This window comes from Thiohalocapsa halophila (assembly GCF_016583825.1).
GTDB classification, from domain to species: Bacteria; Pseudomonadota; Gammaproteobacteria; order Chromatiales; family Chromatiaceae; genus Thiohalocapsa; species Thiohalocapsa halophila.
In genome coordinates this window covers 25684-49057 of record NZ_NRRV01000023.1, presented here as the reverse complement: position 1 = coordinate 49057, position 23374 = coordinate 25684, and the positions used below count along the sequence as shown (strand labels likewise).

At 69.2% G+C, this 23374-nt stretch carries 24 protein-coding genes; 6 read left to right on the top strand and 18 right to left on the bottom strand.

Going from position 1 to position 23374, the window contains the following annotated elements:
• The first annotated feature begins 43 nt into the window (after positions 1 to 43).
• On the top strand, positions 44 to 859 hold the full coding sequence (locus CKO31_RS11170) for a cytochrome c (protein ID WP_200237255.1): 816 nt from the start codon (positions 44 to 46) through the stop codon (positions 857 to 859).
• Positions 860 to 936: 77 nt separating this feature from the next.
• Here the strand turns inward: CKO31_RS11170 and CKO31_RS11165 are convergent, their stop codons facing one another.
• The 3 genes from CKO31_RS11165 to CKO31_RS11155 all read right to left on the bottom strand — a co-directional run bounded on the left by CKO31_RS11165 (position 937) and on the right by CKO31_RS11155 (position 2965).
• Positions 937 to 1422 (bottom strand): magnetosome magnetite crystal formation protein family, encoded by a 486-nt coding sequence (locus tag CKO31_RS11165; protein ID WP_200237160.1) that lies wholly within the window; start codon positions 1420 to 1422, stop codon positions 937 to 939.
• 18 nt (positions 1423 to 1440) lie between these two features.
• Entirely contained in the window at positions 1441 to 1959 is a 519-nt protein-coding gene (locus tag CKO31_RS11160; protein ID WP_200237158.1) for a hypothetical protein, read from the bottom strand.
• A gap of 319 nt (positions 1960 to 2278) precedes the next feature.
• On the bottom strand, positions 2279 to 2965 hold the full coding sequence (locus CKO31_RS11155; RefSeq protein ID WP_200237155.1) for a tellurite resistance TerB family protein: 687 nt from the start codon (positions 2963 to 2965) through the stop codon (positions 2279 to 2281).
• A gap of 148 nt (positions 2966 to 3113) precedes the next feature.
• Between CKO31_RS11155 and CKO31_RS11150 the strand changes: the two genes are divergently transcribed.
• The 3 genes from CKO31_RS11150 to CKO31_RS11140 all read left to right on the top strand — a co-directional run bounded on the left by CKO31_RS11150 (position 3114) and on the right by CKO31_RS11140 (position 5420).
• Entirely contained in the window at positions 3114 to 3734 is a 621-nt protein-coding gene (locus tag CKO31_RS11150; protein ID WP_200237154.1) for a nucleotidyltransferase family protein, read from the top strand.
• A gap of 158 nt (positions 3735 to 3892) precedes the next feature.
• A complete protein-coding gene (locus tag CKO31_RS11145) occupies positions 3893 to 4606 on the top strand; it encodes a VWA domain-containing protein (RefSeq protein WP_200237151.1) in 714 nt (237 codons plus the stop codon).
• Positions 4607 to 4643: 37 nt separating this feature from the next.
• Positions 4644 to 5420: a J domain-containing protein gene (locus tag CKO31_RS11140; protein ID WP_200237149.1), complete on the top strand. Its 777-nt coding sequence runs from the start codon at positions 4644 to 4646 to the stop codon at positions 5418 to 5420.
• A 157-nt stretch (positions 5421 to 5577) separates the two neighbouring features.
• Here the strand turns inward: CKO31_RS11140 and CKO31_RS11135 are convergent, their stop codons facing one another.
• The 15 genes from CKO31_RS11135 to cutA form a co-directional block, all read right to left on the bottom strand.
• The gene (locus CKO31_RS11135; RefSeq protein WP_200237147.1) at positions 5578 to 6294 is read right to left on the bottom strand and encodes a hypothetical protein; all 717 of its coding nucleotides are present in this window, start codon (positions 6292 to 6294) and stop codon (positions 5578 to 5580) included.
• Between the two features lie 200 nt (positions 6295 to 6494).
• The gene (locus CKO31_RS27500; protein ID WP_200237144.1) at positions 6495 to 8591 is read right to left on the bottom strand and encodes a DUF4129 domain-containing transglutaminase family protein; all 2097 of its coding nucleotides are present in this window, start codon (positions 8589 to 8591) and stop codon (positions 6495 to 6497) included.
• 29 nt (positions 8592 to 8620) lie between these two features.
• On the bottom strand, positions 8621 to 9454 hold the full coding sequence (locus tag CKO31_RS11125) for a symmetrical bis(5'-nucleosyl)-tetraphosphatase (RefSeq protein WP_200237142.1): 834 nt from the start codon (positions 9452 to 9454) through the stop codon (positions 8621 to 8623).
• 227 nt (positions 9455 to 9681) lie between these two features.
• Positions 9682 to 10065, bottom strand: a complete 384-nt coding sequence (gene apaG / locus CKO31_RS11120; RefSeq protein ID WP_200237139.1) for a Co2+/Mg2+ efflux facilitator ApaG/CorD — start codon at positions 10063 to 10065, stop codon at positions 9682 to 9684.
• A 108-nt stretch (positions 10066 to 10173) separates the two neighbouring features.
• Positions 10174 to 10950, bottom strand: a complete 777-nt coding sequence (gene lpxA / locus CKO31_RS11115; protein ID WP_200237136.1) for an acyl-ACP--UDP-N-acetylglucosamine O-acyltransferase — start codon at positions 10948 to 10950, stop codon at positions 10174 to 10176.
• 132 nt (positions 10951 to 11082) lie between these two features.
• Entirely contained in the window at positions 11083 to 12678 is a 1596-nt protein-coding gene (gene purH, locus CKO31_RS11110) for a bifunctional phosphoribosylaminoimidazolecarboxamide formyltransferase/IMP cyclohydrolase (protein WP_200237133.1), read from the bottom strand.
• Between the two features lie 238 nt (positions 12679 to 12916).
• Positions 12917 to 13249, bottom strand: a complete 333-nt coding sequence (locus tag CKO31_RS11105) for a helix-turn-helix domain-containing protein (protein ID WP_200237110.1) — start codon at positions 13247 to 13249, stop codon at positions 12917 to 12919.
• Positions 13246 to 14313 carry a tRNA dihydrouridine synthase DusB gene (gene dusB / locus CKO31_RS11100; protein WP_242475303.1) on the bottom strand — a complete coding sequence of 356 codons (1068 nt, stop codon included), beginning with the start codon at positions 14311 to 14313 and terminating at the stop codon, positions 13246 to 13248. The genes CKO31_RS11105 and dusB overlap by 4 nt, the downstream gene beginning before the upstream one ends.
• A gap of 384 nt (positions 14314 to 14697) precedes the next feature.
• Complete coding sequence (prmA, locus tag CKO31_RS11095; RefSeq protein ID WP_200237106.1) at positions 14698 to 15624, bottom strand: 50S ribosomal protein L11 methyltransferase; 927 nt, start codon at positions 15622 to 15624, stop codon at positions 14698 to 14700.
• A gap of 182 nt (positions 15625 to 15806) precedes the next feature.
• A complete protein-coding gene (gene accC / locus CKO31_RS11090) occupies positions 15807 to 17147 on the bottom strand; it encodes an acetyl-CoA carboxylase biotin carboxylase subunit (RefSeq protein WP_200237104.1) in 1341 nt (446 codons plus the stop codon).
• A complete protein-coding gene (gene accB / locus CKO31_RS11085; RefSeq protein WP_200237101.1) occupies positions 17144 to 17602 on the bottom strand; it encodes an acetyl-CoA carboxylase biotin carboxyl carrier protein in 459 nt (152 codons plus the stop codon). Before accB ends, accC begins: the two co-directional genes overlap by 4 nt.
• A 90-nt stretch (positions 17603 to 17692) precedes the next feature.
• Entirely contained in the window at positions 17693 to 18142 is a 450-nt protein-coding gene (gene aroQ / locus CKO31_RS11080) for a type II 3-dehydroquinate dehydratase (protein WP_200237099.1), read from the bottom strand.
• Between the two features lie 305 nt (positions 18143 to 18447).
• Positions 18448 to 19008: a TlpA family protein disulfide reductase gene (locus CKO31_RS11075; protein WP_200237096.1), complete on the bottom strand. Its 561-nt coding sequence runs from the start codon at positions 19006 to 19008 to the stop codon at positions 18448 to 18450.
• Positions 19005 to 21485, bottom strand: coding sequence for a protein-disulfide reductase DsbD (locus CKO31_RS11070; protein ID WP_200237092.1), 2481 nt, complete (start codon positions 21483 to 21485; stop codon positions 19005 to 19007). Before CKO31_RS11070 ends, CKO31_RS11075 begins: the two co-directional genes overlap by 4 nt.
• Positions 21464 to 21805: a divalent-cation tolerance protein CutA gene (cutA, locus tag CKO31_RS11065; RefSeq protein ID WP_200237089.1), complete on the bottom strand. Its 342-nt coding sequence runs from the start codon at positions 21803 to 21805 to the stop codon at positions 21464 to 21466. Before cutA ends, CKO31_RS11070 begins: the two co-directional genes overlap by 22 nt.
• A gap of 320 nt (positions 21806 to 22125) precedes the next feature.
• Here cutA and CKO31_RS11060 point away from each other — a divergent pair, with 320 nt between their 5' ends.
• Together CKO31_RS11060 and groES are read left to right on the top strand one after the other, a co-directional pair.
• Positions 22126 to 22557, top strand: coding sequence for an FxsA family protein (locus tag CKO31_RS11060; RefSeq protein ID WP_200237086.1), 432 nt, complete (start codon positions 22126 to 22128; stop codon positions 22555 to 22557).
• A gap of 496 nt (positions 22558 to 23053) precedes the next feature.
• Entirely contained in the window at positions 23054 to 23344 is a 291-nt protein-coding gene (groES, locus tag CKO31_RS11055; RefSeq protein ID WP_200237083.1) for a co-chaperone GroES, read from the top strand.
• Positions 23345 to 23374: the final 30 nt, after the last annotated feature.

Sequence of the window (23374 nt, the reverse complement as noted above, 5' to 3'; positions counted from 1 at the left end):
GACAGGCACCGATGCGCCGGCGGCACCAGCTGTGAGCGACACGATGGAGCCCGCGGCGGATGCGAGCGCCCAAAGCACCGCCGAGCGCGGGCGCTTGTTGTTTCACGCCGGCCTTTGCGCCGGCTGCCATACCGCCGAGGATGGCGCGCCGCTCGCCGGCGGGCGCCCCATCGAGAGCCCCTACGGCACCTTCTACGCCAGCAATATCACGCCTGACCCCGAGCACGGCATCGGCGGCTGGTCCGATGAGGACTTCGTGCGTGCATTGTCCGAGGGGGTCTCACCCGATGGCGAGCACTATTACCCGGCCTTCCCCTACACCGCGTTCACCAAGTTGACGCGTGAGGACATGCTCGCCATCAAGGCCTACATTGACGACGTCGAGCCGGTCGCGCAGCCCAACCGCGAGCACGACCTGGTCTGGTATGCCGATTGGCGCTGGCCGCTTGGCCTTTGGAAGGCGCTCTTCTTCGAGCCCGGTACCTTCCAACCTGTTCCCGAGCGCGGCGATGCCTGGAACCGTGGCGCCTATCTCAGCGAGGCCGCCGCCCACTGCGCGGAATGCCATTCGCCGCGCAACCTCTTCGGGGCCATCATCGACGACGTCCGCTATGCCGGTGCCGATGCGGGAGTCGAGGGCGGCAGTACGCCGAACATTACGCCGAGCAAGGACCAGGGCATCGGCAGCTGGACCCAGGATATGCTGGCGTTCTACTTGGAGATCGGCATGGACCCCGACGGCGACTTCGCCGGCGGCGCCATGGCCCATGTCATCGATGTCGGCACCGGCAAGCTGAGCGCCGAAGACCGCGATGCCATTGCCGAGTACATCCTGTCCCTGCCACCCATCGAGCGCTGAGCCGACGGCTAGCGGCGGCTGCGTGCCGTGCGCAGCCGAGCGCGCACTGAGACCGAGTGGCCCACCAAAGCCTAGTGTCACTTTAGAAACTCGATACTAAGCGGATAGCGCCACAGCTCGCCGGCGTTGGCCTTGAGGCCGCCGATAATCGGGAAGACCACCGCCAGCACCAGCAGCGCCAGCAGTAGCGGGACGCCCACCACCACCAGCACCAGCAGCGAGGCGGCCAAAAGGTAGATCAACGCCGACAGCACCCAGTTCATCACCACCTTGCCGTGGGGATCGAGCCCCGGCAGCTCGTCCTTTTTGAGCTGCCAAATCAACAGGGGAGCGATGAGACCGGCCAGCGGCACCAGGAAGCCCAGCAGCTGTGAGATGTGCAGGAACATCGCCCACTCGCGGGTGCGCGCCTCCGCGCTCGCCGCTGGCGGTGCGCCGGTCGCTGCCCGCGGCGGCAGTTCGCCGGCCAGGACCCGCTGCTTGGCTTGCTGAAACTCGTCTTCGCTCAGCGCACCGGACTCCTTGAGTCGGTGCAGGCGCTCGATCTCGTCGGCGATGGTCATGGGCTGCGGTGGTCGTCGCTATCGCTGGAGCAGTTGCTGGAGCTCGATCTGTTTGGCCTCGATGCGCGTGTTGTAGCGATCGATGACCGTCTTCATCTCGGCGCGCTTGCGCTCGCGGTAGGTGTCGTCGGCGCGGTCTTCCGTGCCGCGCTGGCGCTCGGCGGCGAGCTGTTCCACCGCATGGTCCCGCTCCACCCGCAGGTCTTCGATCTCGCGCTCCAGGCCGTCGATGCGCTGCTCGCGCTCGGCGGCATCGGCGGCAGCCGCGGCGCTGGCCTCCTGCGCTTGCAGCCGCCGCTGCGCGTCCGCCGCTTCGGCTGGAGCCGGCGTGTCGTAGTGGACGTCGAGCTCGCGGGCATCCGGGCCGCAGGGCTCCTCCGAGAAGGTAATCGCGTCCCCTTGCTGGCAACGGTACATGCGTTTCTCGGCCGCCATGGCCGCCATGGCCGGCATGGCCGACAGGGTAGCCGTGGCGCAGAGCAATGCCAAGACGCGGCCGGGCCAGGCCCCCGGCAGGCGGGTTTGAGCGGGTTGCATGGGGTGTCTCCAGACTTTTGTGCCCGACGGCCGGGCGCGTCGAGGGATGCCGTGCGGGCCGCCGCTGTGGCGCGATGGTCTCAATAGACCCGGCTCCGGCAAACGCCGCTTGATTGGCGTTTCCCGGGCCGGGCAGGGTGCCGATGCTTGGCCGGACAGGGCCAATGATTCGGCGCTTCCTCGGTCCTTGTGCGCAGCAGTCATCCCGTCATTGCCGAAGCCGTCGCTTACCATCGGGCGTCCTTGCCGTCTGGCGCCGGCAGGCCGTGTTGGCGAGGCGTTCAACGCTGGTGCCGGGCTTCGCCGCCCGGAGACCGAGCTACGCCGCAGCCGCCTTGGCCTCCAGCTGCCGTGTCAGCTCCGGGTGTAGGCCCAGCGCGGTGGCGAGCCGGTCCAGATAGCTGCGCTCTGCCGGGTTCGCCGCGTCGATGACAAACAGCGACGCCAGGTAGATCTCCGCCGCCGCCTCGGTCGAATCGGCATCGGCGGCGGTGTCCTGCACGTCCAGCGGCCGGGCGAGCTCCGCCTCCATCATGAGCTTGGTGTCGTCGTCGAGATTGAGGTTGGTCATGGCGTCGTGGATGGCCCTGCGCTCGGCGTCGTCCACATGGCCGTCGGCCTTGGCGGCGGCGATCATGGCCTTGAACAGCGTCCGGCTGCGCTGCTCGGCCTGCGCGCCCGGCAGCTCCTGCACTGGTGTGCCGGGCTCGGCGCTGTCGCCCTGATCGGCCTGCCAGGTCTTGTAGGCATCGTGCGCCACCTTGCCGAGCAGGCCGATGCCGCCGAGCGCGGCGGCGGTGCCCGTGAGCTTGCGCCCAAACTTAGTGCCGAGCAGGGCCACCAGGGCGCCGCCGGCCACCGCGCCCTTGCCCAGGTTGCCGAGCATGGCATCGCGCTCCGGTCCTTCTGGCGGCAGGTTCATGTGCTTCTCGGCGAGATTGGTCCCCTGGGCGGCAAGGTCCTTGCCCGCGGCGAGCATCTGGTCGAGCATGTCTCTGAAGGCCATTGGCGGAATCCTCCGGTGTCGTGGAGCTTGGTTGTGCTAACTGTACGCTTGAGTCTAATCCAGCTTTGTCTCGCGCCGACGATGCGTTTCGCGCGAACGGGCCGTCAGCACGCGGGCCGCGGCGGCTGGCGACTGCGATAGCGTTGCAATGCGTCTCTGCGCCCTGTTGCTCGCCGCCGGTGCCGGCCAGCGCTTCGGCGCCGACAAGCTGTCCGCAGCCCTGCCGGACGGTACGCCGGTGGCTGTCGCCGCCGCTCGCAGCCTGCTGGCGGCGGGCTGCGAGGTGCATGCCGTGGTGCGCGCCGCCGACGCCGGCATCGCCCCGGCGCTGGCGCGGGTCGGTGCCGTGCTGGTGCCCTGTGCCAACGCATACCTGGGCATGGGGCACAGCCTGGCCTGCGGCGTGCGCGCGAGCGCCGACGCGGACGGCTGGCTCATCGCCCTGGGGGACATGCCCTTCGTGCAGCCGGCGAGTGTCGCCGCCGTCGCTGGCGCGCTAGTGGCAGGGGCGGGCATTGCTGCGCCGAGTGTCGGCGGCCGCCACGGACACCCCGTGGGCTTCGCCGCCGGCTTTCGCGAAACGCTCCTGCGCTCCTGCGGTGATCAGGGCGCGCGCGGTTTGCTCCGGGCGCATGCAGACCGCATCGTTGACATACCGGTGGCCGATCCGGGCGTGTTGCGCGATGTCGACCGACCCGAGGATCTGAGCCCAGCCAATCTGAGCCCAGCCAATCTGCGCCCAGGCGATCGGTACCGGCAGCGCGACTGAGATTAGTGATGGCAGGCATCCGGCACCCGTGGCCGTCCGTAAGGTCCAATGGACCTGAGGTGACTGAGCTTGACGGCCCTGCGGCGGTGGCGGCGAAGACCCGCACAGGCGCCGCCGGCAGGCCGGCCTTCACCGCAACAAGTAAGCCCCCAGAAGTCATGACCACATCCCGCAAAGACCTCGAGCGTACGTCCTCGGACGGCGAAATCGACGCCTTCCTGGAACAGGTGGCCCGAACCCCGCAGCGCGCCGAGCCGGGCGCGCGCGGGCGGCTCATCTTCGCCATGGACGCCACCGCCAGCCGCGAGCCCACTTGGGATCGGGCCGCGGATATCCAGGCGGCCATGTTCCAGGAGACCCGCGATCTGGGCGGTCTGCAGATCCAGCTCTGCCACTACGGCGGCTTTCGGGAATTTCATGCCTCACCCTGGTGCGCCAGCGCCGATGAGCTCTTGCCGCGCATGACCCGCGTGCGCTGCGCGGCGGGCCTGACGCAGATCGCCCGGGTGTTGGACCATGCCAAGGCCGAGGCCGCCCGCAAGCCCGTCAATGCGCTGGTGTTCGTCGGCGATTGCGTGGAAGAAGACCACGACCGGCTCGCCGGTGCCGCCGGCGAGCTCGGGCTCCTGGGCGTCCCCATATTCGTCTTCCAGGAGGGGCGCGAGCCCCAGGCCGAGCGCGTGCTCAAGGACGTCGCCCGGCTCTCCGGCGGCGCCTGGTGCCCCTTCGATCACCGCAGCCCGCAGGCGCTCAAGGACCTACTGAGCGCCGTCGCCGTCTTCGCCGCCGGCGGGCGCAAGGCGCTCACGGACTTCGGCCGCCGCCGGGGCGGTGCCGTGCTGCAACTGACCCACCAACTGGAGAAGCGATGACCGCAATGCTGCTCGGACGCCCTGGAGGAGCACGCCTATGGGCCGGCTGATCGTCCTGCTGGCCATTGGCGTCGCGCTGTGGTGGCTCCTGCATTGGTTCCGCAACACACCGCCGCAGCAGGTGGCCGCGGTGCTGCGCAAGTCGCTCGTTTGGGTGGCCGTCGGCCTGCTGCTGCTTGCGGTGCTGAGCGGGCGGCTGAACCCGCTGTTCGCGGCCCTGGCGGCGGCGGTGCCGGTGGTGTTTCGGGCGCTCAACCTGTTGCAGGCGCTGCCCGCGCTGCATCGCATGCTGCAATCCCTGGGCTTGGTCGGGCCCGGACCCGTGGGCGGCGGCCAGTCCGGCGGCGGGCAACAATCGTCCATCCGCACCCGCTATCTCGACATGTCTCTGGACCACGAAACCGGCGCCATGGACGGCGAGGTGCTGGAGGGTCCCTTCGCCGGTCAGCAGCTCTCGGAGCTCACATTGCCTCAGCTGCTGCGCATGCTCGAGCTCTACCAAGAGTCCGACGCCCGCTCGGCGGCGGTGCTGACGGCCTACCTGGACCGCGAGCATCCGGACTGGCGCGAGGACGCGGCTGCCGCCGGTGCCAGCGGCGCGGGGCAGGGCAGCGGCGGTACCGGCCAGGCTGCGGCGCGCGGCATGACCAAGGACGACGCCTGGTCCATCCTCGGCCTGGAGCCGGGCGCCGAGCCCGACGCCGTCCGCGCCGCCCACCGCCGGCTCATGCAGCGCCTGCACCCCGACCGCGGCGGCAGTGATTACTTGGCCGCGCAGATCAACGCCGCGAAGGACCTGCTGCTGGAGGAGTGACGGCTGGCGCACAGCCGTTGGAGTCCGGAGACCGTTCGCAACGGTGTTGACCAATCGGGGTCGGTATCTGTATCGGAATCGAGATGACAGCTATAGCGTTTTTGATACCGATACCGATACCGATACCGATACCGAGTACAACGTTGCCTGAAACGCTCTACTGGTCCGGCGTCTGAATGACTTCCAGCGTTTCGACCCGAAACGCCACGTCGCCAATCTCGCCACTGGCGCTGTCGCGCAGCAGCAAGTGGCCACCGGTCTGAAGGCCGCGTGTGGGCGCCCGGATGTCGAGTCCTGCGGCGTCGATGTTGGCCGGCAGATCGACCCCGTCGAACAGGGAAGCCGTGGTATCGGCAAGGTTCATGTCCATCTGAAAGGGCGGCAGACCGTCGATGGCAGGACCGATCAGTGGCGGGCCGCAGGTCAGGGTGTAGGCGTCCACCTTGCCGCCGAAGCGGGCACTGTCGTTGAGCACACCGATGGTGCCCGTCTCGGCTCTGTACTCGGTGTCTCCGACCGACAGCTCGAGCTCCAGCACGGCCTCGTACAAGCCCAGCGCGCTGTCCGCCGGATTGAAATCCTGGGCAGTCGGATCGAACCGGTACTGCCCGCTTACAGCCGTACCGACCGGCACAGACGAGACACCCTCGGCCGCGACGACCTCGCCCGAGAAGCGTACTTGAATGCCCTGGTCCGGCGAATCGGCAGCGCCGAGGGCAATCGATGGGGCACAGCAGAGAAAGAAGAGAAAAACGGATCGGCTCGGCGTCATTGTTGCAGGCATGGCTTGTCGCTCTGGTGGATGGAAAACGCAAAAGGGGTCGTGGTACCGCTGCATCACCCGCCGGACCCAGAGCCCCGGCAGAAAGACCACGGCGCGCACGACTGCGAACAGGATGACGTAGAACATCGGTCCAAAGCGAGCGGCAACGGGGCTGGGTCCGGGGGGATATGCGTGCTGATGTGCGCCTGTGCTCCCGGTACTCGCCGGGGATCACCGCTCGTCGAGCTCCGACTGTCGCGGCCTGTTTGCGCCGTCGCTGACCTCTCGTACGCTCGATGCTTGGCGGGCGCTCACCCCGGCCGGGCTGCGGCGGGCGGCGTGTGCCAGTGCTTCAGGCAGTCACCGATGAGTGCCTCGAGTCGGCGGCGGGCGTCGGCGTCGAGCCCCGCCGGGTCGAAGCGGCTGCGATAGTAGAGCTGGACGGCCTGCGCCAGCGGCTCGGCGGTGTCGACACCCTCGCCGCCGAGACGGTGGGCCCACTCCAGCAGCGTCTCGTCGGCCCGGCGGCCGTGGCCGTGGCGGGCCGCCGCGCGCTCCAGCGCCGCGAAAGGGGTGGCTTGGTGCGCCGGGGCCGGCGGCTCTGTGCGGCGGCGGCCAGCGCCGCCGCGCCTGGCGCGCCGGATGATCCGCCAGGCGAGGAGCACCACCAGGACGGCCAACGGCAGCAGCAGCCAGTCGCGGTCCCCGCGGTCCCCGCGGTCTTCGCTGGCGGCGCCGGAGACGGCGAGCCGCAGCCAGGCGACGACATCGGCGGCATCCTGGAGCCAGCCGCGGTCGGCCGCCTCTAGTGCGGCCCAGTCTGGCGGTGTGGGATCGAAGTCCTGCCAGCGGCCGTTCAGGTATACCTGCACCCAGGCGTGGGCGTGGCTCTCGCGGGCGATCCAGGCGTCCTCCAGCGCGCTGTACTCCTGTACCGACCAGCCCCGCACATAGCGCGTGGGCAGGCCGATATCGCGCAGCACCAGCGCCGCGGCAGTGGCGAAGTACTCGCAGTGGCCGGCGCGGGCCCGGGTGAGGAAATGCGTCAGCGGGCCCGTATCCGCCGGCGGCTCGGGCAGTGTCAGCGTATAGCGGAAGTGACGCACGAAGTGGCTTTGGAGCGCAGCGAGGGCCTGTCGCGGTGTCAGATCGGCGAGCCCGAGCTCGGCGGCGAAGGCGGCGATGGCCGGCGCGTCCTGACCCACCACGCGCAGGTCCGCTGCGCTCGGCGGCGTGGTTAGCGCAGCTCGGGCGCTGGCCGCTGACTCCCGCACCCGATAGCTCAACAGGGGCTTGGTGACGGGCACCTCATAGCGCACGGTGCCATAGTCGTTGCGGTGCAGCGCCGTGCCGGGCAGCCCGGTCACGAGTGCGGTGTCGCCGGGTAGCGGCAGCAGGCCCTCGGTGCGCCGCAGCAGCATGACGATGCGCGGTCCGCCGGTCCCGGCGGCGGCGGTGTCCGGTCCCAGGAGCGGGCGGCGTCCGTTGCGCTCCGCCACCGGCTCGAACAGCGAGCCCGTGGTGAACCAGGTACCGTCGACATAGCGGTCGTAGCTTGCGGTACGCAGCAGCAGGGCATCGTCCATTGGCGCCTGCGGATAGACGCGCAGCAGAATGCGCTCGGAGCCTTTGAGGCGACCCACTTCGCCGATGGCGGTGGTGGCGCGGTAGGGGTCCAGCTGCGTGCCGAGCCATTGCTCCATCCACCGCAGCACGGCCTGCTCGGTGATGTCATGGCCCAGGCGCAGCCCCGCCGCCAGCGCCACGGATGCGGCGAGCACTAGCGCCAGCAGCAGCGTGAACAGGCCGCGGCGCCCGCCGGCGGCCGGCGCCCAGGGCAGCAGCGCCCCCGCAGTCAGCAGTGCCAGCGAGGGCAGGAGCCAGGGTGTCTGCGGCGGGATCATGGCCGCGGCGATGACGCAGACGAGGAGATAGGCCCAGCGCAGGTCGAACAGCGTCTCGCCGCCCGGGCGGTGCCCGCTTGGCCCGCCGCGCAGGCTCAGGAACAGCACCGACAGCTCCAGACCGGGCCGCCGGCCGTAGAGCTGCACCGCCAGCAGCGGGAACAACAGCGCCGGCAGCCATTGGATGAGCAGGATCAGCGCGGCGCCGAGTCGGGGCTGGTTCAGGGTGAGCCAAGCGCCGGCGAGCACGATCATCAGGGTGCAGAGGTCGGCGACGCGACGGCGCTCGCGCAGTGCCAGCTCGAAGTGCCAGCCGCGCCACCCGGGCAGGGCCGCGAGCACGGTCATGGGTACGGCGAGCCACCAGAGCCCGGTGTGCACCCCCCAGAACAGGAGCCCCGCCGGGATCAGCCAGGGGGGCGGCGGTCGCGGCAGGGCGTCGCCGCCTGTGACCGGCGTCTCGCTGTCGGCCGTGGGCGCCGCGGATGGCGCTGCGCTGGGCACGGCGCTGTGAGCAGACGGACGCGGCGCGCTCAGCCCGGCGCCTGATGGCCGGTGCAGTCCAGGTCGTAGACCTTGATGGGCTTCTTGCGCCGCACGCTCACGGCGGTGAGGCTGCCGCCCCAGACGCAGCCGGTGTCGAGCGCCCAGACGTTGTGCTCGGCGATGTAGCCCAGCGTGGACCAGTGGCCGAAGAGGATGCGCGTTTCGCGGCTCGCGCGCCCAGGGACCTTGTACCAGGGCAGCACGCCGTCGGGCTCGGTGCCGGGCAGGGACTTCTCGTGCAGCAGCAGCCGGCCGTCTGCGGTGCACCAGCGCAGGCGGGTCAAGCAGTTGGTGATGAAGCGCAGGCGCTCCATGCCGCTGAGGTCGTCCGACCATTGATCCGGCTGATCGCCGTACATGGCATTGAGGAAGTCGATATGGCCAGGGCCGCGCAGCGCTACTTCCACCTCCTGCGCGCAGGCCCGCGCCTGAGCCAGGTCCCACTGCGGCGCCAAGCCGGCGTGGATCATGGCGAAGCGTTTGTGGTCACTGTGGTGCAGCAGGGGGCGGTGGCGCAGCCAGTCCAGCAGCTCGTCGCGGTCGGGCGCCGTCAGCACGTCATCCATGGTGTGCTTCTTGGCCTGGCGGGGGTTGCCGGCGGCCAGCGCCAGCAGGTGCAGGTCGTGGTTGCCGAGCACGACCACGGCGTTGTCGCCCAGCGCCTTGAGCCAGCGCAGCACGGCGAGGGAGCCGGGACCGCGGTTCACCAAGTCGCCGACGGACCAGAGCTTGTCGTTGGCGGGGTCGAATTCGATATGGTCCAGGAGCCGCCGGAATTCGTCGTAGCAGCCCTGGATGTCGCCGATGGCGTAGGTGGCCATGATGTCACTGCGAGCAGGCGTCGGGGGCGAGCCGCCTGCGGCGGCCGCCGGGTGCTGTCATGGCGGCAGCGCCTGGCTTCGGCCTGGTCCCAGCTTGGCGCCGAGCCCGGAGCCACGATTGCGTCCGAGCCTGGGTCCGAAGCAGGGGTGGGAAGCCGGCGCAGGCGCTGTCGCGGCGTCCGGCTCAGTATTGTCCAGCGCCGTGCGCGGTGATTGAAGGGCGCGGATCAATGCAGACGCCCACGGTCTCCCAGGGAAAAGGCGGGGATTTCCGCATCGAAGCGGGTGCCGTCGTCGGCGAGCATATCGTAGGTGCCGTGCATGCTGCCCACGGGGGTGGCGATCTGAGTGCCGCTGGTGTAGCGGAAGGACTCGCCGGGCTGTAGATGCGGCTGCTCGCCGACGACGCCGGCGCCGCGCACTTCCTGCTGCTTGCCGTCGGCATCGGTGACGATCCAATGGCGGTTGAGCAGCTTGGCGGGGATGCTGCCGTTGTTGCGGATGGTGATGGTGTAGGCGAAGACGAAGCGGTTGTCGGCGGGGTCCGATTGCTCGGCGATGTAGTCGCTGACCGCGCTCACTTCGATGCGATAGGGCTCTTCGGCTGCCATGTGCGGCTCCTGTCGGGTAGGTCGGTTCGTGTTGCGGCTGCCGCTTCGCGCGTGCGCTGCGCTGTGCCTCGGCACGCGCGTTGGCACCCCACGCGGCCCGCCGCCGGGTCAGGCGAAGCCGGTAATGCCGCGCTCTGAGGCGCGGCAGAAGGCGACGATGGCGTCGGTGTCCGGCCCGGGCAGCTCCCGCTCGGCGCGCGTCAGGGCCTCGGCGAGCCGCAAGCCGGAGCGCAGCACCAGTTTGTAGACCGCTTTGATATGGGCGCGGCGGGCTTGGTCGAAGCCGTTGCGCCGCAGTCCCACCAGGTTCAGGCCGATGATGCGTGCGCGCTGGCCGCTGGCGATCACGTAAGGCGGCACGTCCTTGGGCACGCCGCTGACGCCGCCGAGCATCACATAGGCGCCGATGCGGCAGAATTGGTGCACCGCCACCTGGCCGGAGACGAAGACATGGTGCGCCAGCTCCACATGCCCGGCGAGGGTGGCGGTATTGGCGAAGACGTTGTCGTCGCCGACGCTGCAGTCATGCCCCACATGGCTGTAGGCCATGAAGAAATTGCGGCTGCCGATGCGCGTGCCGGTGGCGGACTTGACGCCGTGGCTGATGTTGACGCCCTCGCGGAACTGGTTGTCGTCGCCGATGGTTAGCGGCTTGGCCTGTTCTGGCGTGTAGCCCAGGTCCTGCGGCTCCGCGCCCAGGGTGACACCGTGACACACCCGGTTGTTGCACCCGAGTCTGGTGTGGCCGTAGATGCGCGTGCAGCTCTCCACCACGCAGCCCTCGCCCAGCACCGCGCCGGACTCGATGATCGAGTAGGGACCCACCGCCACGCTCGGGTGCAGCTCGGCGCCGGGCTCGATGATGGCGGTGGGGTGGATGGACATGCGGAAGTACGAAGTAAGGGGCGCCGGTCTGCAGTGGCTAAGCGCAGCGTGATGGTGCGCCGTGCGGGGTGCGGCGCGGGGCTGCGGGGTCTGCCGTGGGTCCATCCTTCGCCCTCAGCCCTCAGCCCTTCTTCAATGCCTAAAATGCCGCATACTGGTGAACACCATCGCCATTTCGTACTCGTCGGCGGCGGCGATGACCTCCTGGTCGCGCATGGAGCCCCCAGGCTGGATGACCGCGGCGATGCCGGTGGCGGCGGCTTGGTCGATGCCGTCGCGGAACGGGAAGAAGGCATCCGAGGCCATGACGGCGTCCTGCACGCTGAGCCCCGCTTGCTCCGCCTTGATGGTGGCGATGCGCGCAGAGTTGACCCGGCTCATCTGCCCGGCACCGACGCCGATGGTCTGCTGGTCCCGGGTGTAGACGATGGCGTTGGACTTCACGAACTTGGCCACGCGCCAGCCGAATAGCAGGTCACGCATCTCGGCCTCCGAGGGCGCGCGGCGGGAGACCACCTGGAGCTCGCCGGCGAGCGCCAGATCCGCGTCCTGGACCAGTAGGCCACCCAGCACCCGCTTGTAGTCCAAGTAGGGCGCCGGTGCCGGGTCCCAGGTGCCGCAAGCCAGCAGGCGCACGTTCTTCTTCACCGCCACGGCGGCCGCCGCCTGGGTCGTCACTGTCGGCGCGATGATGACCTCCACGAACTGGCGCTCCACGATGGCCTGCGCGGTGTCCGCGTCCAGCTCGCCGTTGACGGCGATGATGCCGCCGAAAGCGGACTCGGGGTCCGTGGCGAAGGCGCGCTCGTAGGCGTGCTTCAGACTCTCGCCATAGGCGACGCCGCAGGGGTTGGCATGCTTGACGATGACGCAGGCAGGGCCGTCGGTGAACTGTTTGACGCACTCCAGCGCCGCGTCGGTGTCGGCGATGTTGTTGTAGCTGAGCGCCTTGCCCTGAAGCTGCTCTGCGCCGGCCACGGAGGCCGTCGGCACCGAACGGGCGGTGTAGAAGGCCGCGTTCTGGTGCGGGTTCTCGCCGTAGCGCATGGCCTGGCGCTTGGTGAACTGGAGGTTCAGCGTGCGCGGGAGCCCGGGCGCTTGCTGGGAATGCTGCTGCTGGGGGTGCTGTTGCTGGGGCTCGTCGACGACGGCGCCCAGGTAATTGGCGATAGCGGCGTCGTAGCCGGCGGTGTGCTCGAAGGCCTTCACCGCCAAGTCGAAGCGGGTGGCATCGCTCACCGCACCGTCGTGGTCCGCCATCTCGTCCAGTACTCGGCTGTAGTCGGCGGCGTCCACCACCACGGTGACGGCGGCGTGGTTCTTGGCCGCCGCCCGCAGCAGCGCCGGGCCGCCGATGTCGATGTTCTCGATGGCCGTTGCGAGGTCGCAGTCGGGCTTGGCGACCGCGGCCTCGAAGGGATAGAGATTCACGACCACCAGGTCGATAGGCTTGATCTCGTTCTCGTGCATGACGCCGTCGTCGATGCCGCGGCGCCCGAGGATGCCGCCATGGATGCGCGGATGCAGCGTCTTGACGCGCCCGCCCATGATCTCCGGGAACCCTGTGTGGTCCGAGACCTCCTTGATCGGCACGTCGGCATCCGTGAGCAGCTTGGAGGTGCCGCCGGTGGAGAGGATCTCCACCCCCTGCTCGGCCAGGGATCGGGCGAACTCGGCGAGCCCGGTCTTGTCGGAAACACTGATGAGGGCGCGGCGGATGGCGTGCATGGGCAGTCTCGCGAAGGCTTCGGCGAAGCGCAGCGGCGGTCTTGCAGGTGCGCGATGGCTGCCGGCGTTGCGGCCTGCAAGCACGGCGCTCCGCACCGGCGTGGAACGTGGCCGCCGATTATGCCACCGCCGGCGGGGCCGCGCAGTGCCGGGCCGGCTCGCTGGCCGGACTCATTCGCTAGCTCGCCCGCCGCGCCGTCGGGCGCACTGACACGGCGGGCCTGCCCGCGGCCCGGGGTTAACGCGCAGAGTCGCCGTCCGCCGCCGCATAGGCCGCGAGCTTCTTGCGCAGCGTGCTGCGGCTGATACTCAGCATACGCGCCGCCACGGATTGGTTGTTGCCGGCGGCTTCCAGCACTGTCTCGATCAGCGGCCGCTCCACCTCGTCCATGACGAAGCGGTGCAGGCCTTCCACGTCCTGCCCATCCATGTTGCGCAGATAGGTGCACACCGCGGCCCGTACGCATTCGCGCAGCGGCTCGCCTCGGTTGGTCGGGATTACGGTCAGTCCTGTCCAGTCAGCGTCTTGTTCTTCCAATGGAGCAACCTTGGCTACCGTCGCGATTGTCATGCCGCATCCTCCAAGTCCGCAGGGCCCAACAATAGGGCGCGGACCAGATCGGTTTGTTGTTGTGGCGTCTCGGCCCGGTTGATGCGGGCCAGATGCGCTTCGATGGTGTGGGGTGCGTCCGGTTGGGTGGGGCCGGCGGCGCACGCTCGGGTGCTAGTGCCGCTGCCCCGCAGCCCTGCGCGCCCGGCTCCAAGCCCGACGCCAGGTCTTTGCTGCGGGCCGGTCTGCTGGTGGGCGCGCAGATACCAGCCGATGTGTTTACGCGCGATGCGCACACCGCGCTCTGGGCCGTAGAAGCGATAGAGCTCCTCCAAATGGGCGAGCAGGGTTGAGCAGACCCAGTCGCTGGTGGGTGGCGGCAGGTGCTCGCCGGTGATCAGATAGTGGTCGATCTGCTGGAACAGCCAGGGTCGGCCCTGGGCGGCGCGGCCGACCATGACGGCATCGGCGCCGGTATAGGCCAGCGCCGCCGCGGCGCGCTCGGGGCTGTCGATGTCGCCGTTGGCCACCAGCGGAAAATCCGCGGGCAGGCCGGCCTCCGCGCGTAGCGTCCGCAGGCTGTCGAGCTCAGCCCGGCCGCTGTAGCCGCAGGCGCGGGTGCGCCCGTGCACGGCGAGCATGGCGATGCCGGCTTCCCGCGCAATGCGGGCGATGCGCGGCAGGTTACGGGTCTCGGGCGACCAGCCGGTGCGGGTCTTCAGTGTGACTGGTACGTGTACAGCGGCCACCACGGCTTCGAGGATGCGTGCCACTAAGGGCTCATCGCGCAGCAGCGCCGAGCCGGCGGCGGTCTTGCAGACCTTCTTGGCCGGGCAGCCGAGGTTGATGTCGATGAGCTCAGCGCCCTGATCGACGTTCATGCGCGCCGCCTCGGCGAGCCACTGCGGGTCGGCACCGGCGATCTGCACGGCGATGGGACCCGGCTCGCCGCGGTGGTCGGCGCGCTCGCGGCTCTTGCGCGAGCTTGCCAAGGCCGGGTTGGCCGAGAGCATCTCGGAGACCGCGAGCCCGGCGCCGAGACGCCGGCAGAGGCTGCGGAACGGGCGGTCGGTGACGCCTGCCATGGGCGCCAAAATCAAACGGTTATGCACCCGGATGCCGCCGATGGCGAAGCCTCGGGCGGCGTCCCTCCGCGCCGGGGCCCCGGCGGCGCCAGGGTTGACGGGCGGCCGCAGAGAGTTGCTTGCGCTGCCGTTGATGTCGGGGGTCGTCGGCATGCGGTCCATGGGTCAGCGAAGCGGCGGGGATCGGTACGGGATTCTAGCCAACTTCGGCGTTGCCAGCAGGACCCGAGGCGGGCTGTTATGACGGGTGTTGGTGGACAACGACACGGCTCGTGCCCGGATTTGACTGTGTCTGACCGACAGAGGTCGCCGGGATGCCGTCGCCGCATCTGGCGGAGACGATCCGTGCTCGATTTCCCTGGGGGCGAATCGGGCCGCTCGGCGTCAGTGCCGTCGCCCGGTGAGCAGGGCCCAATCGTCGCGGGTCTCGGGGGGCGCCATCACGAAGTAGGGCGCATAGCCATCGGCGACCCGTGCCGCCTGGTGGGCGAGGATGCCGGAGAGTCCGAGCTCGGCCGCCGGCGCGGCTAGCGTCGCCAGCGTGGGCGCCAGCTCCAACAGCGGGCCAGCGAGGATGTTGGCGACAACCAAGTCGGCGGGTGTCTGCGGCACTTGCTCCGGGCGGGCCACGGCGAGTCGCTCCAGCACGCCGTTGTCGAGGGCGTTGTCGACGGTCGCGTCCAGCGCCTGGGGGTCGTGATCCACCGCCAGCGCCGATGCGGCGCCGAGCTTGAGGGCAGCGATGGCGAGGATGCCCGAGCCGCAGCCGTAGTCGAGCACCCGCTTGCCCGCCAGGTCCAATCCGTCCAGCCAGGTCAGGCACAGCGCCGTGGTGGGGTGATGGCCGGTGCCGAAGGCGAGGCCCGGGTCCAGATCCAGGACCACGCCCGCCCAGTCCGCTGCGTCCGCCCCCGGTGGCCGCTCGCCGCGGGGGCAGACCCACAGGCGCCGCCCGAAGCAAGTGGGCGTGAATTCATCCAGCCAGACGCGCTCCCAGGGTCGGTCGTCCAGGCTGGCGATGCTCGGCGGTGTCAGTGCGACCTCCGCGAGGGCCGCCGCCGCCTGGTCGGCCGCCGCGGTACCGGCGTCGTCGTCATCGAAGAGCGCTGTAATCCGAAGCCGCCGCCACAGGGGCTGCGTCGCCGGCGCCGGCTCCCAGATGCCGCCGGCGGCGGGCTCCGCGCCCGGCGGCTCCGGCTCGTCCGCGGCGTCGTCCAGGGTCACCGACAGCGCACCGGCCTCTTCCAGCGTCGACTCCGCCTGCTCGGCGTAGTCGCGGTCGATGATCAGGGTGAGCTGGAGCCAGGGCATTTTTCAGGGGCTAGGGGCTAGGGGATAGGGACGAGGGACGAGGGGCGAGTATCGAGTAACGAGGAGCGAGGGCTCTGGGCGGCGAGTCGGCCGGGGAGCCCGCATTCAGTGGCTCGGTAGCTCATACCTCAGCTACAAGCAAACCGACTCGGAGCTCGACACTCGCTACTCGAGCCTTGCCCCTACAGTCCCAGCTTCTTCTCCAGGTAATGGATATTCGCGCCGCCCTGCTGGAACGCCGAGTCCTTCATGATTTGCCGGTGCAGCGGGATGTTGGTGTCGATGCCCTCGATAATGGTCTCGCGCAGGGCGTTGCACATGCGCGAAAGCGCGGTGTCGCGGTCCTCGCCGTGGGTGATGAGCTTGCCGATCATGGAGTCGTAATAGGGCGGCACGACATAGCCCGCGTAGATATGGGTGTCGATGCGCACGCCCGGGCCGCCCGGGGCATGGAATTCCTCGATGGGCCCGGGGCTCGGACGAAAGGTCTCCGGGTGCTCGGCATTCAGGCGGCATTCGATGGCATGCCCGCGCCAGTCGATCTCGGCCTGGCGGTAGCGCAGCCGCTCGCCGGAGGCCACCAGGATCTGCTCCTTGACCAGATCGACGCCGGTGATCATCTCGGTCACCGGGTGCTCCACCTGCACACGAGTGTTCATCTCGATGAAGTAGAACTCGCCGTCCTGATAGAGGAACTCGAAAGTGCCGAGCCCCCGGTAGCCGATCTGCTCACACGCTTTGGCGCAGCGCTCGCCGATGAAGGCGCGCTGCTCCGGGGTGATGCCCGGCGCCGGTGCCTCTTCGACCACCTTCTGGTGGCGGCGCTGCATGGAGCAGTCCCGCTCGCCGAGATGAATGGCGTTGCCGTATTGGTCCGCCAGCACCTGGAACTCCACATGTCGGGGGTTCTCCAGGTACTTCTCCATGTAGACCATGTCGTTGCCGAAGGCGGCACTCGCCTCGGCCTTGGTGAGTGAGATGGCATTGAGCAGCGTGGCGTCGGAATGCACGACGCGCATGCCGCGGCCGCCGCCGCCGCCTGCGGCCTTGATGATGACCGGGTAGCCAATCTCCCGCGCCAGGTCCAGGGTGTGCTTGTTGCTGCTGTCGATGGGGCCGTCGGAGCCCGGCACACAGGGCACGCCCGCCTGCTTCATGGCCTTGATGGCAGAGACCTTGTCGCCCATGAGCCGGATGGTCTCCGGCTTGGGTCCGATGAAGACGAAGCCCGAGCGCTCCACCCGCTCGGCGAAGTCGGCGTTCTCCGACAGGAAGCCATAGCCGGGGTGAATGGCGACGGTGTCCGTCACCTCCGCGGCGCTGATGATGGAGGGGATGTGCAGATAGCTGTCGCGCGACGGCGCCGGGCCGATGCAGACGGACTCGTCGGCGAGCAGCACATGCTTCAGCTCCCGGTCGGCGTCGGAGTGGACGGCGACGGTCTTGATGCCGAGCTCGCGGCAGGCGCGCTGGATGCGCAGCGCGATCTCGCCGCGGTTGGCGATGAGGATCTTCTCGATCATTCGATGACGAAGAGCGGCTGGTTGTACTCCACGGGCTGGCCATTCTCCACCAGGATGCGGCGTACGACACCGGCCTTCTCGCACTCGATCTGATTCAGGATCTTCATGGCCTCGATGATGCACAGCGTGTCACCGAGCTTGACGTCCTGACCTTCTTCGACGAACGCCTTGCTGCCCGGCGACGGCGCCCGGTAGAAGGTGCCCACCATGGGCGAGCGCACCATCGCGCCTTCGTCCGCTTCCGGCTCGGCTTCCGCCTCCGTCGCGCCCGCAGCGGTGCCTGTCGCCGGCGGCGCCGCGGCCGGGGCGGCGGCGGGCGCCTGCATCATGTAGTGCATTGGGGCGCTGCCATGGCGGCTGATGCGCACGGACTCTTCGCCCTCGTGGATCTCGATCTCGGCGACGTCGGATTCTTCGAGGAGCTCGATGAGCTTCTTGACCTTGCGGATGTCCATGATGTGGTTGTGCCGGGTCTCGGGCCTCAGTGTGTAGTGGGTGGGCGCCAGTGTGCAGGGCGGCTGTTGACCGCTCGCCTGAGCCCTGGCTCAGCCGGGGCGGGCGTCGAGTCGCCGCAGCGCCGCGGTGAGGGCGAGCTCGTAGCCGATGGCGCCGAGCCCGGTAATGGTGCCCTCGGCGATGTCCGAGAAATACGAGTGCTGCCGGAAGACCTCGCGGGCATGGACCTTGGACAGGTGCACCTCGATGAACGGGAGCTGCACGGCGAGCAGGGCATCGCGCAGCGCGACGCTGGTATGGGTGAGGCCGGCCGGGTTCACCAGCGCGAACGCGGCGCCGTCGGCGCCCGCCTGCTGCACGGCGTCGATGAGCACGTGCTCGGCGTTGCTCTGCACCAGTCGCAGGCTATGCCCGGCGGCCTGCGCCTGCTGCGACAGGCGCGCGCCGATGTCGGCAAGGCTGTCGCGGCCGTACTTGTCCGGCTCCCGGGTGCCGAGCAGATTCAGATTGGGGCCGTTCAGGCAAAGGATCTGGGCCATGGGCTGCGTGGGTGTTTGCTGGTCCGGACTGGGCGGCGGTCGTGATACGTGGACACACCCTTGCCGGCGCAGCGGGCTGCGGTGCTGGCGCAGGGCCCGGGTCGGGCTGCTGTGGCAGCGCGTCCGGGCGCCGGCCGCTCAAGCGGGCGAGCGGTGCACAAAATAAAGCTTTGGGTATGCAACGGCCGCGATCGGCCCGTGAGCGCACCGTTTGACAACGGCGCACAATGTAAGGCAATCGGGACGCGATTACAAAGACCAGACTGGTCGGACTTCGCAGCAGATGCCGGCGGATTTGCGCCGGATCAGCCGGTTTCTTGGTCTAGTAGAGGCAGGATGCGCGCCCGCACCAAGTCCGCGGTGATCTCGCCCGTATGGCTGAACACCCGCCGCCCCAGTGGATCGAAGACCACCGTAAAGGGCAGACCGCCGGTGCGGTTGCCGAGGCGTCGAGACAGCGCGACCGTGTCCGCATCGCCGAGCAGGATCTGGTACTCCACCTGGTTTTCGGCGAGGAAGCGCTCCACCGCCTCGCGCGCGTCGATGGCGATGCCGACGACCTGCAGCTCGCCGGCGTCGACACCGCGCTGGAGCTCGTCCAGCATGGGCATCTCGCGCAGACAGGGCGGGCACCAGGTGGCCCAGAAGTTGAGCACCACCACCTTGCCGCCCCAGGCGTTGCTGGCGATCTCCTGGCCCGAGAGGTCCGGCAGGCGCAGGTCGGGCAGGGTGGCGATGCGGCCGTCGTCTCCCCGCCCGCTGAGGTCGATGTCCTGTTTGGCGAACCAGCGCTCCCCGAACAGGGCCGCGCCGATGCTGAGCGTGCCCGCCAGCACCGTCACTACCAGCACCTTGGCCGGGTTCATCGGGCGATCTCGTTCAGATGGGCCGAGAACTCGTCGGCGGGTACGAAGCCCACTAGCCGATAGCCGCGCAGCTCCTCACCGCTCGCGTCGAAAAAGAGGATGGCCGGCGGTCCCGGGATGCCGAAGCGCTCCTGCATCAGGGCCTTGTCCTCGGCATCGTTGGCCGTGACATCCGCCTGCAGCACGACGAATTGCTCCATGGCGTCGATGACGGCCGGGTCCGGGAAGGTATAGCGCTCCATCTCTTTACAGGACACGCACCAGTCGGCGTAGAAGTCCAGCATCACCGGCTTGCCGGCGGCGCTGGCGGCGGCGATTTCGCGGTCCAGGTCCGCGCTGGTCTTGATGGGCGTAAACTCCTTGTGCGCCGCCGCCTGGCCGCCACCGGCGGCGACGATGCCGCGCAGCGGCTGGATGGTGTCCCGCCCGCCGGCGGCCGCGCCGACGATCATCAGCACGCCGTAGACCAGCAGCGCCAGGCCCAGCGCCTTCCACAGCTTGGTCCAGCCGCGGGCTTCCTGCGTGATGGTGGTGAGCGCGCCCATGTAGACACCGGCGGCGATGAGCAGCAGCCCCCAGAGGATCATGGCCACCGCCGGCGGCAGCACCCGCTCCAGCAGGATGATGGCCACCGCCAGCAGCAGGACGCCGAACACGGCCTTGACGGCGTCCATCCACATGCCGGCCCGCGGCAGGAGCTTGCCGGCGGAGGTGCCGATGGCCAGCAGCGGCGCCCCCATGCCGAGTCCCAAGCCCAGCAGCGCAAAGAAGCCGAGCACGGCATCGCCGGTCTTGCCGATGAAGATGAGCGCGCCCATCAGCGGTGGTGCCACGCAGGGGCCGACGATGAGCGCCGAGAGCGCGCCCATGATGCCCGCCCCGGCCAGGGTGCCGCCCTCCTGCTTGTTGCTCATCTCCGTGAGCTTGCTCTGCCAGCTGCTCGGCAGCTGCAGCTCGTAGAAGCCGAACATGGACAGCGCCAGCAGCACGAACACCGCGGCGAAGGCCGTCAGCACCCAGACGTTCTGGAAGGTGGCCTGGAGGTTGGCGCCGAAGAGTCCGGCGATGACGCCCACCACGGCGTAAGTCAATGCCATGGCCAGCACATAGGCCAGCGACAGGAAGAAGGCCTTGCGGGTGGTGATGCTGTCGCCCTGGCCGGCGATGATGCCCGACAGAATCGGGATCATCGGGAAGACGCAGGGCGTGAAGGCCAAGAGCAGCCCCAGGCCGAAGAAGATGGCCATGGCCCCGAGGATGCCGGCATCGGCGAGGCGCGCGGCGATCTGATCCTGCTCGGAGACGCGCTCGGGCGGGCCGCCCGCATCGGCGCCCGCAGCCGCCGCGGTGTCCGCCGGCGCCACCTCGGCCAGCGCCACGGTCTCGGTGGCCGCCGGCAGCGCCAGGGCGATGCGATCGGTGACGGGCGGATAGCAGATGCCGCGCTCGGCGCAGCCCTGGTACTTGGCCACCAGGGTGACCTCCGTGGGCTCGGCCCGAGCGCGCAGCAGCGGCACGTCGATGTCGATGGTCCCATGGAAAACGGCGACATCGCCGATGGTGCCGTCGGGGCGCACCGTGTCGGGCTTGACCTCGGCCTCCGGCAGCTCGAAGGCGCCGAGCTGCACGCCCTCGGCGTCCTCCAGCGCCAGCTCGATCTTGTCCGCGTAGAGATAGGTTCCCGGGGCGATGTCCCAGGTGAGCGCCAGGCGCTCCGGCGCCGCCACCTCGGCGTTGAAGCGGAAGGCCTCCTCCACAGGCAGGATGTCGTCGCCGATGCCGAGACCCAGCGACTGGGCGGCGCCGCCGCTGCTGGCGCCGCCGCCCGAGAGCGCCCGGGCCATGCTTTGGGCCGGTGCCGGCGCGCTCGACGCCGCGGCCTCGGCTGCCGGCGCTGAAGCTGGCGCTTCGCCGGCGCCACTGGCATCCGCTGCCGCCAGCTTCGGCAGCTCCAACAGGATGCGCTGCTTCTGCGGTGGGTAGCAGAGCCCGGCATCGGCGCAGCCCTGGGATTTGGCCTCGATGGCGATCATGTCGCCGGCGTCGGCGGTCCGCTCCACGGGCAGCTTGGCCTCGATGCGGTCGCGATAGATCTGTACCTCGCCGAAGAACTCGTCCTGCTTGGTCTCGGCTTCCGGCAGGTCGGGGCGGCCGAGGCTGATGCCGGGGCTTTCGCTGTCGAAGCGGAACTTGCTCCGATACATGTAGTAGCCGGGCTCGATATCCCAGCTCACGATCACGGCGTCCGGCCCCGCCGACTCCCCGGAGATGCGAAAGGCCTGATCCGGCTGCAGGAATTCGTCGTCGGCGGCAGCCAGCGCCGTCGGGGGCGCGAGCAAGAGCACTGGGCAGAGTGCCAACAGGGCGAGCAGCGGCCTGCCACTGCTCGGCGCGCGGCGCCGGTGCGAACTCTGAGCTTGACTCGGTTGTTGCAAGCTCCGCAGAGCGCGGGCGATCAGGTGGTGATAGTGGTGCATTGACGAACCCAATCGAGATAACTGTCGTGGCCGGCGGTGATGGGATGGGCGATGACTTCCGGCACGTCGTAAGGATGCAGCTCGCAGATGCGCTCGGTGAGCGCGGACAGCCGTGCGCCCGTGGTCTTGATCATCAACAGCGCCTCGCTGTCGCGCTCGATGCGGCCCTGCCAGCTGTAGATGGACACGGCGCCCGGCAGCATGGTGGCGCAGGCGGCGAGTCCCGCTTGGACCAGCGCGCCGGCCAGGGATTCGGCGACGGCGGGGTCCGGACAGGTGCAGAAGACCACATGGACATCGGCGGCATTGGTGTCGGACATGGGGGCGGCCTCCGCGGTCGGACGTATGGTGATCGGTGGACGCATGACGGGCGGGCCGGCCTCTGACGGGCGGTCCCGCAGCCGCTGCCGGCAGCGGGCGCATAGCCTAACGGAATTCGCGGGCTCGGGCGCCGGGGTTTGAATCGGCTTTTACCGGACAGACGTTCGGGGTTTAACCTTGCCTTTGGCCGCAGCGCATCGGCGTCCGCGCGCGCCGCCGAGACCTCCGCAGTGCGCGCCCGGCGTTGCGGCGCCCTTTTGTCTACGCTGACCGACAGCCGGCGCGGCCCGCTGCGGCACTGACTTCCGAGACCCAAACCATGTGGCTTTTCCTTCTGCTCTTCGTCGGCGCCCCGCTGGTGGAGCTGTATTTTCTGATTCAGGTGGGCTCGGTCATCGGCGCGCTGCCCACCATCGCCCTGTCGGTGCTGACCGCCATGATCGGCGGCGCCCTGGTGCGCATGCAGGGTCTGCACGTCCTGCTGCGTGTGCGCCAGGCCATGGACCGCGGCGAGGCGCCGGCCCTGGAGCTCATGGACGGCGCCGTACTCTTGGTGACCGGCTTCCTGCTGCTGCTGCCCGGCTTCATCACCGACATCGCCGGCTTCCTGCTGCTGATCCCGCCGCTGCGCCGCGCACTGATTCTGCGCTATGTGCGCGTCGAAGCCCTCGGCGCCGGCCGCGACGACGATGACCTGGGCGGCGGCCCCCGCCCGCGCATCATCGACGCGGACTGGCGCCGCGAGGATTGAGCCTCGGCCGCACCGACGCCGGGAGGTCCGGCACTCGCAGTGCCGCTGTCAACGTGCTCGGGCATCTGCTTTGGCTCGGCCTGCTTTGGCTCGGCCAGCGAAGCATGCCTAGCCGCGTGCCATGTACCACCTGCCGAGGGTCGGACGTAAAAGGCCCATCCTGCTTCCTTGCTGTTCCGCCGAAGCCTGCAGCGCTCGCTTCGAGCCGTCCCGCCCTGAGCTGGGTCCCTCGCCGGGTCCGTCACTGGGTCCCTGAGTGAGCTGGCTCCCTGAGCCCGGCCCGAGCGACCCCTTATTACCGGCACCGCCCGCCTTCCTTGGGGCAAACCGTACTTGACAGCAACAGCGTGCGCCCTATGATTAGCAGCCGCTATCGTTGAGTGCTAACACGGTCCGGGCGCCGGCTTCAGCGCTTGCGGCGCTGCCCGCAAACGGGCCGCTGGCACCCGGCGTCTCACACCCGCAACCCATCCGAAAAGCTGAGGGGAAAGCAACCATGAACATTCGCCCGCTGCATGACCGCGTCGTTGTCCGTCGTATGGAAGAGGAGCGCACCTCCGCCGGCGGCATCGTCATTCCGGACTCCGCCACCGAGAAGCCGATCCAGGGCGAGATCATCGCCGTCGGCAACGGCAAGCTGATGGACAGTGGCGACACCCGCTCGCTGGACGTCAAGGTCGGCGACCGTGTCCTGTTTGGCAAGTACTCGGGCACCGAGGTCAAGCTCGACGGCGACGAGTTCCTCGTCATGCGCGAGGACGACATCATGGGCGTGATCGAGTCCTGAGCTCGACCGGCGCCGGTACCAGAATCCCCA

Bases quoted from the DNA above. Each gene is read 5' to 3' on its own strand.
- CKO31_RS11170 (WP_200237255.1), top strand. From the start codon at position 44: ATGGAGCCCGCGGCGGATGCGAGCGCCCAAAGCACCGCCGAGCGCGGG.
- CKO31_RS11165 (WP_200237160.1), bottom strand. From the start codon at position 1,422: ATGACCATCGCCGACGAGATCGAGCGCCTGCACCGACTCAAGGAGTCC.
- CKO31_RS11160 (WP_200237158.1), bottom strand. From the start codon at position 1,959: ATGCAACCCGCTCAAACCCGCCTGCCGGGGGCCTGGCCCGGCCGCGTC.
- CKO31_RS11155 (WP_200237155.1), bottom strand. From the start codon at position 2,965: ATGGCCTTCAGAGACATGCTCGACCAGATGCTCGCCGCGGGCAAGGAC.
- CKO31_RS11150 (WP_200237154.1), top strand. From the start codon at position 3,114: ATGCGTCTCTGCGCCCTGTTGCTCGCCGCCGGTGCCGGCCAGCGCTTC.
- CKO31_RS11145 (WP_200237151.1), top strand. From the start codon at position 3,893: ATGACCACATCCCGCAAAGACCTCGAGCGTACGTCCTCGGACGGCGAA.
- CKO31_RS11140 (WP_200237149.1), top strand. From the start codon at position 4,644: ATGGGCCGGCTGATCGTCCTGCTGGCCATTGGCGTCGCGCTGTGGTGG.
- CKO31_RS11125 (WP_200237142.1), bottom strand. From the start codon at position 9,454: ATGGCCACCTACGCCATCGGCGACATCCAGGGCTGCTACGACGAATTC.
- apaG (WP_200237139.1), bottom strand. From the start codon at position 10,065: ATGGCAGCCGAAGAGCCCTATCGCATCGAAGTGAGCGCGGTCAGCGAC.
- lpxA (WP_200237136.1), bottom strand. From the start codon at position 10,950: ATGTCCATCCACCCCACCGCCATCATCGAGCCCGGCGCCGAGCTGCAC.
- purH (WP_200237133.1), bottom strand. From the start codon at position 12,678: ATGCACGCCATCCGCCGCGCCCTCATCAGTGTTTCCGACAAGACCGGG.
- CKO31_RS11105 (WP_200237110.1), bottom strand. From the start codon at position 13,249: ATGACAATCGCGACGGTAGCCAAGGTTGCTCCATTGGAAGAACAAGAC.
- dusB (WP_242475303.1), bottom strand. From the start codon at position 14,313: ATGGCAGGCGTCACCGACCGCCCGTTCCGCAGCCTCTGCCGGCGTCTC.
- prmA (WP_200237106.1), bottom strand. From the start codon at position 15,624: ATGCCCTGGCTCCAGCTCACCCTGATCATCGACCGCGACTACGCCGAG.
- accC (WP_200237104.1), bottom strand. From the start codon at position 17,147: ATGATCGAGAAGATCCTCATCGCCAACCGCGGCGAGATCGCGCTGCGC.
- accB (WP_200237101.1), bottom strand. From the start codon at position 17,602: ATGGACATCCGCAAGGTCAAGAAGCTCATCGAGCTCCTCGAAGAATCC.
- aroQ (WP_200237099.1), bottom strand. From the start codon at position 18,142: ATGGCCCAGATCCTTTGCCTGAACGGCCCCAATCTGAATCTGCTCGGC.
- CKO31_RS11075 (WP_200237096.1), bottom strand. From the start codon at position 19,008: ATGAACCCGGCCAAGGTGCTGGTAGTGACGGTGCTGGCGGGCACGCTC.
- CKO31_RS11070 (WP_200237092.1), bottom strand. From the start codon at position 21,485: ATGCACCACTATCACCACCTGATCGCCCGCGCTCTGCGGAGCTTGCAA.
- cutA (WP_200237089.1), bottom strand. From the start codon at position 21,805: ATGTCCGACACCAATGCCGCCGATGTCCATGTGGTCTTCTGCACCTGT.
- CKO31_RS11060 (WP_200237086.1), top strand. From the start codon at position 22,126: ATGTGGCTTTTCCTTCTGCTCTTCGTCGGCGCCCCGCTGGTGGAGCTG.
- groES (WP_200237083.1), top strand. From the start codon at position 23,054: ATGAACATTCGCCCGCTGCATGACCGCGTCGTTGTCCGTCGTATGGAA.